Here is a 13,953-nt window from a genome sequence, read left to right as displayed (position 1 = left end):
GTTCAGTTCTGGCTGTCGGAAAGGCGCCCGAAGCCGGTTGCGAAGTTCGCCCTTGATCTCCGCCGCCCGGACCTGCACGAGCATATGCGCACCGCGAAGTGACCAGCGCATCTGCTGCTTCTTGACCATACGTTTCCCGACGACTGAGTTCACCGCCGACTCGGCGAGAGTGGTGGCGACGGCGAAGCCCAGCCCGGTAGCGCTTTCCATAGTTAACGCGACCTTCTGACTCAGTAAGACTAGGCGCCCGCCGCCACGTGCGGGCGACGCCGGCATCAACCGGCGGGCAGATGCGCCGAGGGCAACAAGCGCGCCTGACGCAACGCCGCCAGATCAGCCGAGGCGGTGCAGAAGCAGGCGACGGCCAACTGGCGGATGACGATCTCGAAATGCGCGACAACCGCCTCGGTGGATACCGTAGCCGCGCGCAGCACGCCGGCCGCCTGCCCGGCGATGTCCGCGCCCAGGCGGATGGCCTTAGCCACGTCGACGCCATCGCGGATCCCGCCCGACGCGATCAGCTTCACCTTTGGCAGCGCCCGACGTACCGCCTGCACGCTGGCCGGGGTCGGAATCCCCCAATCGGCGAACGCCATCGCCACTGCACGGTCGGCGGCATCGCGGGCGCGCTCGCCCTCCACCGCGGCCCAACTGGTGCCGCCGGCGCCGGCGACATCGATCACCGCCACGCCCGCCTCGACGAGCGCACAGGCCACCGAGGTGGACAGGCCCAACCCCACTTCCTTGGCCACGATCGGCACGCCCACGCTGCGCGCGGCGCGAGCGATCTGCGCCAGGACGCCGCGCCAGTCGCGGTCGCCCTCCGGCTGTACCGCTTCCTGCAGCGGATTGAGATGTACGATGAGTCCATCGGCCTCCAGCGCATCCACCGCCCGGCGCGCCAAGTCCAGGCCGTCGGCCTCGCGCAGTTGCGCGGCGCCGATATTGGCCAGCAAGGGAATGTCTGGGGCCAGGCGGCGCAGCGCGCGCGTCAGCCCCTGGGAGTTGCGGGATTGCAGGCTCACGCGCTGCGAACCGACGCACATGGCGATCCCCAAGGCTTGCGCTGCCTCGCTCAGATGCCGGTTGATGGCCTCGGCGCGTGGCATGCCGCCGGTCATGGAGCTGATCAGCAGCGGCGCGCGCATGGTCTTGCCCAGCAGCGAGGCGCGCAGGTCGATCTGCGTCAGGTCCAACTCGGGCAATGCGCAGTGTTCGAAACGGATGTACTCCCAGCCGGCGGCGACCGTGGCCGGCGCCGTTCGCCGATCCAGCACGATGTCCAGATGGTCGTCCTTGCGCCGGCTCAGGGCGGTGTCGCTCATGCTCGCTCCATCCGTCGCATCGGGCGACGGCGTTGCGTCGGATCGGACCGACGGCAGCGCGCGCACGCCGCCGCCTCCCGTGCGTTCAGGCTGGCGCACGCTGGCCCCCCGCAGCGTCGCTGCGGTAGCGGCTGGTTGAGGTCTGGTAGTACTGCGCGCGGATGACCGCCATGGCCTCGATCAACGGTCCCCACGGCGCGGGAAAGCGTTCTTCCGCCATCACCCGGTGCAGCATGCGCGTATGGCCGGCCAGCTCGTCGTTGAGGAACTCCACCACAGGCATAGCCGGATAGCGCTGCAGCAGCAGGATGGCCGCGTTGTCGGCCTCGCCGGCCGACCTGTCCTTTTCGCGTCCATGCAGATCGTTCTGCAGGCGCCCTATCGCGGAGATGAGCCGCAGGACCTGACGAAACGCCGGACGCGCGCGCAAGGTCGCCATGTCCAGCCCCCACAGCAACGACAGGCAACAGAACACGTTCGTGTAGGCGATCGAATCGATGCCGTTGTGCAGGTACTCGGCGTAGGACCAGCGTTCCGCCCCTGCCGCCTGCGCGTGTCCGGCGCGCAGCGCCGCGCAGTAGCACCGTGTATCGTCGAGAAGCTGAGCATAGTCGCGACGATCGTAGGCGAGCGCGGCCAGCGAAGCGCGAAGCACAGCGCAGCCCTCGAATCCGGGGAGCGCGCACGGCACGCCCTGCCCCAGCGCCTGCTCAACCGCGGCGAGCTGCTCCGGCGCGATCAGGCCAAGGTCGTTGCAATCGTCGAGCCAGAAGAGCAGCGCCAGTTCGCGATAGAACGCCACGATCAGCGTTTCGTCCTGCGGATCGCGGCCGGTGCGGGCGCTGGTGTTGCGCAGGCTCGGGTGGATGCGCTGCAGGATGTACTGGCCGCCCCTGACCGCTTCCACGGCATGCTCGTGGGCGAACCCGGTCAGGGAACGCCCCCACTCCAGCACCTGCTGCAGCGCGCGTTCGGTCTGGATCATGGCGCCGCTCCTGCTCCCTCGGCCAGGACGCGCCGCCCCCAACGAAGCGCCAGCCACAACCCGGCGAGTTCGGCCACGCGCACCACCCGGGTGGGGCAATACAGTTCCTTGCCGATCCACAGCGGCGTCTGCGGCAATGCATGCGCCGCATGGCGGGCGAGCATCCACTCCAGCGCACGCGCCACCGCCTGCGCGATGCGCCGGCGCCCTGTCGGCTCTTCGCTCCCGTCCATCACGTGCAACGCGAACAGCGCATAGGCGGTTTCCTCGAATGTGGACGCGCGACCGGCGCCCCAGCCGCCGTCGCCGCGCTGCGCCTGCAGCAGCGCCGCCAGCGCGCGCTCGTCGCGCCACTGGGGCTTGCCTTGCGCCAGCGCAGCGACCGCATGCGCGGTGGGATACAGCCACGAAACGTGCCATTTTTCGTTGTCCCATAGACCGTGCGGGTTGCGATTAGCTTCGACGTAGGCGCCGGTGCCGGCGGAGGGCTTTCCCAACATTCGCAACGCATGCAGGGCATGGATGTTGGTCGACACCGAGGCATTGCGCTCGCCGGGGAAGGTGACGAACAGCTCGCCGATTTCGAAATGGCGCAAGGCATCGACCGCCGGGTCGCGGCCTGCAAGGCGCAGGACGCACATCGCAACGGCGGTATCGTCCGCATCGGCCGCGAAGTGCAAGGCCGGGCCCAGACCGCGCACGCCCAGGCGGGCGTCGAGCTGCGCGACGATCACTTGCACCGCCTCGGCGAGCGCGGGATGCGCGAACAGACCGGCCAGATGCAGGGTGTACAGCGACCAGCATGGCTCGAACACATTGATCGGCCAGACGTTGGGAACGACACCTTCGATGCCGCTGCGCGTCGCCCGCGATGCCGCCTGCAGATACGCGTCGGCGCGCCCGACCTGCGGCGTGCTTCCCTGTGTCACGGCGTGCGCACGCCACGCGGCGGTGGCCGCCGGACTGATGCCGATGCTGCCGTCGTCATCCGGGCATGCGGTGGTCGGCGACGTCCCCCAGGCTTCCCAGGAGTGCAGCAACGGATGGCCGCTCGGCAACGTCGCCACCGCCCCCAGCCTGACCAGGCACGCTTGCCGCAACGGCAACAGCGCCGGGTGGCGCGGAAACGCCACGCCGCCCAGCAAGGATGCGGCCTCGCCGCACAGCTGCGGCAGGATCAGCTCCGCGCCGATCGGCGCATCTTCCGGCACCGCATGCGCGTAGGGATCGGGCTGGCGCTCGAGGAACCGGGTTGCAGCCTGGACTGCGTCGGCAGCGCCGGGAAGAGGATCGGCACGCTGCAATGCCAGCAACGCCGCCCACGTGGGCGCATGGCGGAACAGCGGGAAGTCCGCACTTCCCCATCCGCCATCGGCCTGTTGCTGCGCGATGAGCCACGCGTATGCGTCCTGCCGACCGGTGACGTTGCCGTGGAACTGCAGAGCTCGCGCCGTGTCGTAGACGGACGGACCGACGCTGCCGCCGTCGCTCATCTCGCTCAGCAGGTGGCGCAATTCGGAAAGGATCTGTTCGGACAGCGCGTTCACGCGGGATGTTCCTTCTGCAGAGGGCTAACGACGACTAGGATCCGGCAGACGCCGCGCACATCGCCGCCGGTTCGGACAAAGAGCAGCATGCGCCGCCCGCCGGCCGATCGCAGCAGCACAGGGGCGAGTCCATGCGGGCGGCGCGCTCATGCGTATGGCGCGGACAGATACACGTTGGCCCTCTGCAGCATCTGCGCCAACCGTTCCGCACGCGGCCCCAGCGGGACGATGGCCTCCCCGGCGTCGCGCAACAAATCCAGCGCGAACTGGCGCGCTGCCTGCAGCCCCATGATCGACGCGCAGGTCGGCTTCTGCGCCGCCGCGTCCTTGCCGGGGGTCTTGCCCAGCGTCGCGGTATCCGCTGTCGCGTCGAGAATGTCGTCGATCACCTGCAACGCCAGCCCGAAACAGGCGGTGTAGCGATCGAGCGCATAATACAGCGCAGCGTGCGCGGCATCCTCCGGGACGGAGTATAGCGCGCCCATGCGAACGGACGCGCGCACTAGCGCTCCGCTCTTCATCCGGTGCATCGCCACGATCCTGTCCAGCTCGGCGTGCTTTCCGACCAGCGACAGATCCATGGCCTGCCCACCTGCGGCACCCTGTGCGGATACCGCCTGCGCCAGTTCGCGCACGAGCGCGATACGGTTGTCGCCCGGCGCATCCAGGCTCGCCAGGGTCAGGAAGGCGTGCGCCTGCAGCGCATCGCCGACCAGGATCGCAGTGGCTTCGCCGAACTTGACGTGCACGGTCGGAAGGCCGCGGCGAAGCACGTCGTCGTCCATCGCGGGCAGGTCGTCGTGGACCAGGGTACAGGCGTGCATCATCTCGATGGCGGCGCCGACGTCGTCGAGCATGTGCGCTGGCGTGTCGGCCAGCGCACCGGCAGCCAGACAGAGCAAGGCGCGGGTGCGCTTCCCGCCATGCAAGGTGGCGTAGCGCATCGCCGCCATCAGCTCGGTCTCACCGTCGTCTTGGGCGCAGAGAAGACGCGCCAGCGCCTGTTCGACCCGCTTTGCGCCGTCCTGCATCCAGATCTCCGGCAGCAGCCTGCCGGATGCGCCGCGCGCCTGCGCGCCCAATCCGCCGGGCGCAGAAACGCCAGTTCGGTCGTCGTGTAGCGTGGAACCGGTCTGCATGTTGTTCATGTCCTTGTACCTGACACGGCCACGGCGAGCGCCGAGCCGCCGCGGTGTTGCCGGCGTCGCACCGAGCGCGCGCGCCGAGTGCAGCAATGTCGCGCGTCGCCGGCGCCGCTGCCTCGCCACACGGGGCATGCGATGCCAGCTCATGAGAATCCGATGCGGATTGTCATGGACGGATGTGCGGTCGGGTAATAGCGCCGGCCTTTTTCGACACCGCTCAGTAACCGCGGCCGCACCCCGGCCTTGTGCATGGTCAGCGCCAAGGCGATGCAGAACTGCACCATTTCCAGCCATACCAGGTGGTAGCCGATGCAGACGTGTGGGCCGGTACCGAACTGCAGCATGTCCACCGGCCGGATCGGCTCCGTGCGTTGCAGCCACCGCGCCAGGCGGAACTGATCAGGCGCCTCGTGCAGCAGCGCCGAGGTCGAGAAATGCAGCAGCGGGATGCACAGATGGGTGCCCGCGGGAATGCGCCGTTGGCCGAGTTGCAATTCCTGCAGGACGCGACGCGGCAGGAGCGTGGTCGCCGGATGCAGGCGCAGCGTCTCGCGGAACAGCGCCTCGGCGACCGGACACTCCGCCAGGTCCGCGTGACGGGTCGGCACCGCGCCCACGCGTTGCGCCTCCTCGACCAGGGCGTCCCACATCACAGGCTGCCGCGCCAGCTCGATCACCATCCAGGCCATCGTCGAGGCAGTGGTGTCGTGACCGGCAAGCAGCAGCAAGCGGATATTGGCGACCAGGACGTCATCGGAAAGCGCATCGTCGCTGCGGTCGAAGGCGCTCACCATGGCGTTCATCACCCCGGGCCGCGCGGCATGCGCGCGCGCGCCGCGGCCGAACTGCCGCAACTGCCCGTCGACCCCGGCCCGGGCGGCGCGGCCGCCCCGCAAGGGCAGTCCCGGCAGGTCGACCGGGGGCGCGACGATCAACTGCAGCAGTTGCCGGTACTTGCGATGCCATCCCGGCAGGTCCTGCGCGGGGATTCCCATCAGGCTGAAGATGAGCTTGAGCATCAGGTCGCCGGTTTCGCGCAGGATGGTTACGTCGCCGCGCTCGCGCCACGCCTGCACCCGCGCCCAGATGACGGGCGCGAACAGGTCGCCGATGCCGGCCTGGGTCAGCCCCTTGGGCAGGAACGCCGCCTTGATCGCATCGCGCGCTTGCCGGTGCGCGCGGCCGTCCTGGGCAACCAACGTTCCGCCAAGCAATTCGGGCGCGATCTCTTCGATCAGCGCCGAGGACACGTCCTTGTGCCGGAGCAGTGCGAACGCATCCGGATGCACGCAGGTCATCAGGTGTCCGGCAGGGCCGAAATCCAGCCAGAAGTGGCTGCCCAGCGTCCGTTCCGCGCGCCGCAGCAGGCGCGGCAGGTCGCAGACGATGGCGGGAAGATGCCCGACCAGGGGGAAAGCGCCTGGCATGACCGGGATGTCGTACCGCAGCCTGTGCCGACGGTTGAGCGGGTTGAGCAGCATGTCCATCAGCAGCGCGACGCCGCGGCCGCTTCGGCGGTGTCGCCGGCAGGCCGCGCGGCGCAGCTGTTGCCACCGTCGGCGTACGTCGGCACATGCGCCAGCATGCCGCCGTCGATGCACACGACCTGGCCGGTGATGAACGCAGCATCGTCGGAGAGCAGGAACGCCACGAGCGCGGCCACGTCCTCGGGGCGGCCGACGCGCTGCAGGAGCTGGTGCCGGCGCAGATGCCGTTGCATGCACTCGTCCAGCTTGGCGAGGAGACGCTCGGTCATGACGAGACCCGGCGCAACGGCGTTGCAGCGGATCTGCGCATGGCCGTACTGGGTGGCGAGCGAGGCCGAGAGCATGTTCATCGCCGCCTTCGACGCGGCGTACGACGTCTGCGCGGTGTCACCGCTGAGCCCCTGGCACGACGACATGTTGACGATCGCGCCACCGCCGCGGGCGATCATCCGTGGGATGGCCTGCCGGCAGCACAGCAGCGTGCCGCGCAGATTGGTCGCCATGGTTTGATCCCAGACCGCCAGGTCCAGCTCGAGGATCGCGCGGTCGCGTGAGGTCAGATGCATGGCGCTCGCATTGTTCACTAGCAGGTCGACCCCACCGAAGTGCCGCTCCGCCGTCTCGAACAGCGCTGCCACCGCCTGCTCATCGGCGATGTCCATGGCCAGGGCCAGCGCGTGGCCCGCTTCAGCCGCGATCTGCGCGGTGCAGGCGATGGCCGCCGAGCCATCAATGTCGGCCACCACCACTCTGCCGCCCCCGCGCGCGATGGCGAGGGCGCATGCCTTGCCGATGCCGGCGCCGGCGCCGGTCACCACGGCCACCTTGCCTTCAAACCGTCCCATCGTGTCTCCTGGATTGCGTTGGTCTTTCGCGGCATGCCGCTCGGCCTCCGCCGGAGAAGGCGCAGGGTCGGCGCTGGCGCGCTCGTCATCGCCAGCGTCGCTTTCGATGACCCGAATGGCGGCGACCGGGCACTGGTTGGCCGCGAGCCGCACGGCGGCGTGCAGCGCCTGCGGGACCGTCGCCACGCACACTTCGGCCACGCCGTCCGGTTCGCGCTGGCGAAAGGTGCCCGGCAGCGTCAGCACGCACTGCCCGGTGGTTCCGCACAGATCCTGATCGACCAGGACGCGCATCTCAGCCCCCGTGCCCATGCAGCCGCACCGGCAGCGCGCGGAACGTCCTAAGGAACGCGGAGGGCTCCCGGGTCGGCTGCTCGGCCAATGCCAGCGTGGGGAAGCGCGCCTGGATCCGCGGCAGGCTCTCGGCCAACTGCACCCGGGCCAGTTGCGCACCGAGGCAGAAGTGGATGCCGTGGCCGAAGCTCAGCATGATCTTCCCGTCGATCGACATGCCAGGACTGGTGCCGTAGAACCGCACGGGATCGAAGCGGTCGGGATCGGCGAAGGCGTCCGGGTCGCGATTGCCGGCCGCGATCAGCACGCGCACGTCCGCGTTCTTCGGGATCACCACGCCGCCCAGTTCGATGTCGCGCTGGGCGATACGCGGAATGGAGCTGAACATGGCGGGCGCGTCGTAGCGCAGGACTTCTTCGACGAATGCCTTCACCCCCACGGCATCTCCCTGCAGCCAGTGCCGCTGTTCGGGATACGCCAGCATCGCCAGGACCGCATGGTCGATGGCCGCAGCAGTGGTGGCGAAGCCGCCCAGCAGCATGCCCCAGAGCATGCTGATCAATTCCGCATCCGACAGCATCTCGGCATCGTCGTCGTGTGCGCCGACCAGCATTGACACGATGTCGTGGCGGGAATCGGTGCGCTTGCGCTGTATGAGGTCGCCGAAGTAGGCCTGCACCCTGGCGCTGGCCGCGTCCGCCGCGGCGAGCTGGGGATCGCTGGCGTGCGGGCTCAGGCCTTCCAGAATGGCGCTGATGCCGGCGACGAGCCCGAACATGTCGTCCTGGGGCATGCCGAACAGTTCGCCGAAAACCAGCATGGGCAAGGCCAGCGCGAATTCCTGATGCAGGTCCACCGCCTCCCCGCGCTCCAGCGCGGGCGCCATGCCGTCCAGGCGCGCTGCGACGATGCGAGCGATGGTCGGCCTCAGGTTGTCGATCTGGCCGATGGTGAAATCGCGCGAGATCAGCCGGCGCAGACGCGTATGAGTCGGTGGTTCCTTCATCGCTAGCGTGGACGCCAGCAGACTGAGTGACAGGCTGGTCGCCGCCCGCGGGAAATAGCGCGCCAGTTCGCCCGGCGCCGGTCCCCGAAAAGCATCGCCCGTGGCCTTGAGCGCCCAGTAGATGTCGGCGTGGCGGCTCAACAGAAAGAGGCCCGACGCCGCGCGATGCACCGGATCGTGCTCGCGCAACCACCGCATGAATGGATACGGGTCGTGGATGCAGGCTGGCGACGCCAGTTCGGCGAAGGCGTCCCGGCATGTTGCCGTGGTTTCTTGCACGTCCATATTGGTTACCTGTTGGCTGGCTGATCTGACCGGCGCGCCAGGCGCGCCGGCAAATTGCGGAGAAGATCGCGATTCCCGGCGGCGTCCGCGCATCACCAGAGCACCGGGAACTCCTCGAAGCCGCCAGTGATGATCTCCTTGCGCAACTTCAGTTCTTCGGGCGCCACGGCCAGGCGCAGCGCGGGAAAGCGCTGGAAGATCGAACCGAACACCACCTTGAGTTCCAGCCTGGCCAGCGCCGCGCCGATGCAGTAGTGCGGCCCGTAGGAGAACGCCAGGTGCGGGTTTTCGTCACGTCCGATGTCGAAGATTTCCGGGTCGTCGAAATGGCGCGGATCGAACGACGTCGCCGGCAGGCCGACAAGCACCTTGCTCTCCGCAGGAATATTCACGCCCGCGATGGTCACGTCGGTCCTCGGATAGCGCATGATGCCGTCCCAGCCCGCGCCCGGCGGGTACATGCGCAGGATTTCCTCCACCGCCTTGTCCACCAGGGATGGATCGCCGACCAGGCGTTCGCGCTGTTGCGGATGGCGGAACATGGCCAGCAGGCCGAATTCGATCTGCGCGACGGTGCTCTCGTGCCCCGCCACCAGCATGCCCGTCGCCAGGCCGATCGCCTCTTCCTCGGTCGCCTTGCCCTGGTCGACCGCCGCGAGCAGATCCGTCAGCAGGTTGTCGCCAGGATCCTGGCGCTTGTCCCGCATCTTGCCGCGAATGTAGGCGCGCAGTTCTTCCCAGGCCAAGCGCGACGCGCTGCGCGGGCCGCTTTCATGCTGGTGCGTCATCACCTCGTCGGACAGCCCGGCGAAAAAGGCGTGATCCTCGTAGAGCACGCCCATCAGCGCGCTGATGACCATGGCCGGAAGTGGAAAGGAGAGGTGGCGCCGCAGGTCGGCGGGCTGGGGCTGGGCCGCCAGTGTCTCGAACAACTGCTTGGCGATCACCTCGACCTGCTGCGCGAGCAGCTTCACCCTGCGGTTGCTGAAGGCCGGCGCCACGATCGTGCGTAACCGGGCATGCTCGCCCCCCTCGTGCGAGACCAACCACCCCGGCGATCCGAGAATCACCGAATCCGGGGTGAATGTCACGGGCGGCATTCCCGAGGGCCGGAACGCCGCGTCGGACAGCACGGCCTTGGCTTCATCGTAGCCTGTCACCCACCAGCCTTCGTGCCCGGACGGGAAGCGCACGCGGTGGATCGGACCGTTGGCGCGTTGCGCCAACATCTCGGGCGAGGGCTCGATGTGATCGACGCGCCACATCGGCAGCGTCGGCAGGGGTTGTTCGGACATGGTGGCACTTGATCTCTAAGCGATGGAAGGGCGGAAGGTGACCGGCAGGCGCTGCGGGCAGCGAATGACCAGGACGGCATGTAGACGACGTCCTCCGAAGGCCGACCCGATTATCAAGATCGGCCAACGTGTAACTGTCTAGGCATACCGCGCGGCGAGATGCAGAACTTTATCCAGCGCCTTCGAGTTCAGGATAAGCTGGGTGTGGTGGGCCTTTGAGTCGCAGCCGGCCATCAACATTTCCTGCGCAAGGGTCGACAAGGGCGGCGAGCTGTTTGGTAGGGGCGGTTTCGCCGAGGGACCCCTTCCCATAGAAGGCTATCTGATGCGGATTTGACAATTTGCTTTTCTTTCTTCGTTCCATCGATCGCGGTGTCATCCACGAAATGAAGGTCGGTCGGCGGCTCCCGGCCAGCAACGAAGAGGCTTCAAAACTCGTGCCAATTTGGCCGACCCAGCAGAAGAAAACGAATTATGATTGCTTTGCAGCGGCTTAGCCTGAGGCCGGACAAGAGCTCGGCGAAATGGCTGGTGTCGCGGACCAACAAAGGCGACAGAACAGTGTCGGATAGTACGCGCCTGGGGGACCTTTCGGTCGGGCTTGCGACATTCTGGTCCAGTTTCGAACATAAGACGGTTGCAAATAGACACGCTTGGGGAATGCGATCCTCTCGGAACAGGGCGCCTGCCGAAGCGCGCGCGCTCATGGTTGCTGCGACAGGCGCGTGTTCGCGATAACCGTGCCTCCGCACGCAAGAACACGCTAGCGGGCAGACGCTACGCAATCGCTGCAGTGCCCGCCGGTGTGAGGGAGTGCATCGGCTCGGCTTCCGGTTCGTCTTTGCCCAGCCGGGGCGGAAGCGCCGAATATCCGCACCATACAGCACCGTTGTTGCGCGTGGTGAGCAGGCCGTTATAGCGCGCGCCCGATCTCGGCGAAGACACGGCCTCCGAGAAAAAGGGGGCGGTCCAAAAGCATCTCTATTTGAAATGGCACGCCGCTTGCTGCTCCTGGTCAGAGCCCATCAAAACACGATGAAAGCGACTTGCGCCATGCCCGACACGCGAAGCTCTAGACCGTGGCCTGAGGAGACGGTGCCCGTTCCCGCTGAACATCGGTACATCGTCTCCTCCGGAGGTCCGTGCTCGGCAGCCGCTTTGCGCATAGCTGGTCCGATGCCGGCACGCCAACACGTGGCGCTCGCGCAATTGCCGTTTACCGGTTCTGTTCAGCGTGTGAGTGCCCAAGAGCCCCATCAAAGGGTCACCCAAGCCAAGGTCGGCGGGTCACTGGCAAATATCGACAACACGCTGAACCAGTTCAGTGACGCGGGTCTATTGCGTGAAGTCACATTTGAGGCCTCCACATGCTTCCGATATTGGTTACTTCCGGCCGCTATCACTTTTCCCCGGGCACGAGCGCGAGTGATCGATCCCGCTTCCGGCGCCATAGCCGTGGAAAGATTGCCCAAGCGGCTCGACGGCCTCCAGCTCGCTCAGATCGATGGCGTTCGGGTGGCGAAGACCAGCAGCCAAGACGTTCCCATACATCGGGATGGAAAAAGGAGGGTGCGAGCCGCGAGGCCTCATTTCATGCCCGGCATACGAGCCTTTGCTCGGTATTGCGCCAGCCTCTGCCAGAATCCAGCGCGCCAGTTTTTTTCCTGAGGAGCAAGTTGATGACCGTTCAAAAGAAGGTTCCCTTCGTCACCTTTCTCACGCGTGTTCGCGATGAGTCAGTCCAGGGCCCAAATCCATATCGCTGGGAACAAAAGACATCTGACGACTACTTTGCCGGCAAGCGCGTCATCCTGTTCTCGCTGCCTGGCGCCTTCACTCCGACTTGCTCGACCTACCAACTGCCCAATTTCGAAGAGCTCTATGATGAGTTTGAGAAGGAGGGAATTGACGCGATCTACTGCGTCTCCGTCAACGATGCGTTCGTCATGAATGCCTGGGGGAAGTCCTTGGGCCTGCAGAAGGTCGAGCTCATCCCCGATGGCTCAGGCGAGTTCACACGCAAAATGGGCATGCTGGTCGCCAAGGACAATCTCGGCTTCGGGATGCGCTCCTGGCGCTACGCCGCCCTGATCAACAATGGCGTGGTGGAGCAGTGGTTCGAGGAGGAAGGTTTCTCCGACAACTGCGAGGCCGACCCCTATGGCGTCTCATCCCCGCAAAACGTTCTCAAAACGCTGAAGGCCGCCGCATGACCTAGAAAACGTCTCACTGGTGCCATTACCCACCCCAAGAGGCTCCTCGACAGGATTATCGCCCTCACCATGCAATCCTCAGCAAGCCTGCTTCAGCGCCAGAAGCAATCCATGGTCGCATCGCCTCAACTCATTGAGTCGATTCGCTTGCTGCAACTGGCGCATACTGAACTAAATCAGTTCGTGGAGCGGGAAATCGAGAAGAACCCGCTCTTGGAATCTGCGTCAAACGATGGCGGGCCTTTTGGCGATGTTTCGATTTCGGGAGCGGATCAACCTATCGGCCCTGGCGCAAACGCCGTTGAAGGACCGACCGGGGCAGGGTCGCCTGAACGGCTCGGGCAATGGAAATCACTTCGCAACACGACCAACAACCCGCCGGGCAATGGCCCTTCTCTCGATGAGTTTGCCACCCTCGCCGAAACATTGCACGACCATGTCGCTCGTCAGATCGCCCTCACTGCGTTCACACCACAGGAGCGGCTGATCGCTGGCCAGCTTGCCGCCGATCTGGAAGATACTGGCTATCTTCGGGCAAACCTTTTGGAGCTGGCCGAGAGCCTGAATGTCCATGAGGCTGTTGTGGAACGGGTTCTCGGAACCTTGCAGCAATTTGATCCACCGGGAGTTTTTGCGCGAAGTCTCAGAGAAAGCCTCGAGATTCAGTTGCGCCAGCGAAATCGGCTCGACCCGGCAATGGCATCCTTGGTTGCCAATCTTGAAATGCTTGCGCGACGGGATTTTGAGGCACTGAAGCAGCATTGCGGCGTCGATGAAGAAGACCTTCTCGACATGATGCATGAGATTCGGGCGCTCGATCCCAAGCCTGGGAACCGATTCCAATCCGGTGCGTCTGAATCAATCATACCCGACGTCTGGGTCACGCCCTCGCCGCAAGGCGGGTGGCAGATCGAACTTGATCCTGCCACGCTGCCAAAGCTGCTGATCAACCAAAGCTACTATGCCGAAGTCTCGCGTCAAACTCCCCAAAATTCGAAAGATAAAGCATTTCTCGACGAATGCTTGCAAAACGCGACCTGGCTAATCCGCAGCCTCGATCAGCGCGCCAAGACCATTGTTAAGGTTGCGGCTGAAATCGTGCGTCAGCAGGATGCCTTTTTGGAACATGGCGTCGCCCACCTGCGGCCTCTCAATCTTAGAACCGTCGCTGACGCGATCGGCGTGCACGAGTCGACGGTAAGCCGGGTGACCTCGAACAAGTACATGCTTACCCCGCGCGGAGTCTTTGAACTGAAGTATTTTTTCACCGTCGCGATCGCGTCCTGCCAAGGCGGCGATGCGCACTCCGCCGAAGCTGTCCGGCATCGGATCAAAGCGATCATTGCCGCAGAATCTCCCGGCGACGTGCTTTCCGATGAGGACATCGCTGCCCGGCTGAAGGAAACCGGCATGGATGTTGCACGCCGCACCGTCACAAAATATCGCGAAGCAATGAACATCCCCTCCTCCGTGCAACGCCGCCGGGAAATGCGCTTGTGTTTTTAAATTTGGGTCAAGGCAGCCAA

At 65.8% G+C, this 13,953-nt stretch carries 10 protein-coding genes and 2 pseudogenes; 2 read left to right on the top strand and 10 right to left on the bottom strand.

What is annotated here, in order from left to right:
• Positions 1 to 30: 30 nt before the first annotated feature.
• From NKI63_RS30735 to NKI63_RS16250, 10 genes and pseudogenes are all read right to left on the bottom strand, one after another.
• Positions 31 to 277 (bottom strand): annotated as a pseudogene (locus NKI63_RS30735) (ISKra4-like element ISMet1 family transposase); the annotation flags it as partial.
• Entirely contained in the window at positions 276 to 1,325 is a 1,050-nt protein-coding gene (fni, locus tag NKI63_RS16290) for a type 2 isopentenyl-diphosphate Delta-isomerase (protein WP_352822295.1), read from the bottom strand. The pseudogene NKI63_RS30735 and the gene fni, both read right to left, overlap by 2 nt.
• Before the next feature lie 85 nt (positions 1,326 to 1,410).
• Positions 1,411 to 2,310 (bottom strand): terpene synthase family protein, encoded by a 900-nt coding sequence (locus tag NKI63_RS16285; protein WP_352822293.1) that lies wholly within the window; start codon positions 2,308 to 2,310, stop codon positions 1,411 to 1,413.
• Complete coding sequence (locus NKI63_RS16280) at positions 2,307 to 3,857, bottom strand: hypothetical protein (protein WP_352822290.1); 1,551 nt, start codon at positions 3,855 to 3,857, stop codon at positions 2,307 to 2,309. The genes NKI63_RS16285 and NKI63_RS16280 overlap by 4 nt, the downstream gene beginning before the upstream one ends.
• Before the next feature lie 146 nt (positions 3,858 to 4,003).
• Positions 4,004 to 4,996 carry a polyprenyl synthetase family protein gene (locus tag NKI63_RS16275; protein WP_352822346.1) on the bottom strand — a complete coding sequence of 331 codons (993 nt, stop codon included), beginning with the start codon at positions 4,994 to 4,996 and terminating at the stop codon, positions 4,004 to 4,006.
• 149 nt (positions 4,997 to 5,145) lie between these two features.
• A complete protein-coding gene (locus NKI63_RS16270) occupies positions 5,146 to 6,489 on the bottom strand; it encodes a cytochrome P450 (protein WP_352822287.1) in 1,344 nt (447 codons plus the stop codon).
• On the bottom strand, positions 6,489 to 7,334 hold the full coding sequence (locus NKI63_RS16265; RefSeq protein ID WP_352495018.1) for an SDR family oxidoreductase: 846 nt from the start codon (positions 7,332 to 7,334) through the stop codon (positions 6,489 to 6,491). Before NKI63_RS16265 ends, NKI63_RS16270 begins: the two co-directional genes overlap by 1 nt.
• 168 nt (positions 7,335 to 7,502) lie before the next feature.
• A pseudogene (locus NKI63_RS16260) lies at positions 7,503 to 7,628 on the bottom strand (ferredoxin); the annotation flags it as partial.
• A 1-nt stretch (position 7,629) separates the two neighbouring features.
• Positions 7,630 to 8,919, bottom strand: coding sequence for a cytochrome P450 (locus NKI63_RS16255; protein ID WP_352822284.1), 1,290 nt, complete (start codon positions 8,917 to 8,919; stop codon positions 7,630 to 7,632).
• 92 nt (positions 8,920 to 9,011) lie between these two features.
• Positions 9,012 to 10,214 carry a cytochrome P450 gene (locus NKI63_RS16250; protein WP_352822282.1) on the bottom strand — a complete coding sequence of 401 codons (1,203 nt, stop codon included), beginning with the start codon at positions 10,212 to 10,214 and terminating at the stop codon, positions 9,012 to 9,014.
• Between the two features lie 1,679 nt (positions 10,215 to 11,893).
• Between NKI63_RS16250 and NKI63_RS16240 the strand changes: the two genes are divergently transcribed.
• Both NKI63_RS16240 and rpoN read left to right on the top strand, forming a co-directional pair.
• On the top strand, positions 11,894 to 12,427 hold the full coding sequence (locus tag NKI63_RS16240) for a peroxiredoxin (RefSeq protein ID WP_352822279.1): 534 nt from the start codon (positions 11,894 to 11,896) through the stop codon (positions 12,425 to 12,427).
• Between the two features lie 69 nt (positions 12,428 to 12,496).
• Positions 12,497 to 13,933: an RNA polymerase factor sigma-54 gene (gene rpoN, locus NKI63_RS16235; RefSeq protein ID WP_352822277.1), complete on the top strand. Its 1,437-nt coding sequence runs from the start codon at positions 12,497 to 12,499 to the stop codon at positions 13,931 to 13,933.
• The last annotated feature ends 20 nt before the right edge of the window (positions 13,934 to 13,953 follow it).

Source organism: Mesorhizobium sp. M0410 (assembly GCF_040321435.1).
Lineage (GTDB): Bacteria > Pseudomonadota > Alphaproteobacteria > Rhizobiales > Rhizobiaceae > Mesorhizobium.
Note: the sequence above shows the minus strand (reverse complement) of the source record. Positions and strands in the feature narration are given on the sequence as shown.

Excerpts from the sequence above, each read along its gene's own strand:
- fni (WP_352822295.1), bottom strand. The coding sequence starts at position 1,325 with ATGAGCGACACCGCCCTGAGCCGGCGCAAGGACGACCATCTGGACATC.
- NKI63_RS16285 (WP_352822293.1), bottom strand. The coding sequence starts at position 2,310 with ATGATCCAGACCGAACGCGCGCTGCAGCAGGTGCTGGAGTGGGGGCGT.
- NKI63_RS16275 (WP_352822346.1), bottom strand. The coding sequence starts at position 4,996 with ATGCAGACCGGTTCCACGCTACACGACGACCGAACTGGCGTTTCTGCG.
- NKI63_RS16270 (WP_352822287.1), bottom strand. The coding sequence starts at position 6,489 with ATGGACATGCTGCTCAACCCGCTCAACCGTCGGCACAGGCTGCGGTAC.
- NKI63_RS16265 (WP_352495018.1), bottom strand. The coding sequence starts at position 7,334 with ATGGGACGGTTTGAAGGCAAGGTGGCCGTGGTGACCGGCGCCGGCGCC.
- NKI63_RS16255 (WP_352822284.1), bottom strand. The coding sequence starts at position 8,919 with ATGGACGTGCAAGAAACCACGGCAACATGCCGGGACGCCTTCGCCGAA.
- NKI63_RS16250 (WP_352822282.1), bottom strand. The coding sequence starts at position 10,214 with ATGTCCGAACAACCCCTGCCGACGCTGCCGATGTGGCGCGTCGATCAC.
- NKI63_RS16240 (WP_352822279.1), top strand. The coding sequence starts at position 11,894 with ATGACCGTTCAAAAGAAGGTTCCCTTCGTCACCTTTCTCACGCGTGTT.
- rpoN (WP_352822277.1), top strand. The coding sequence starts at position 12,497 with ATGCAATCCTCAGCAAGCCTGCTTCAGCGCCAGAAGCAATCCATGGTC.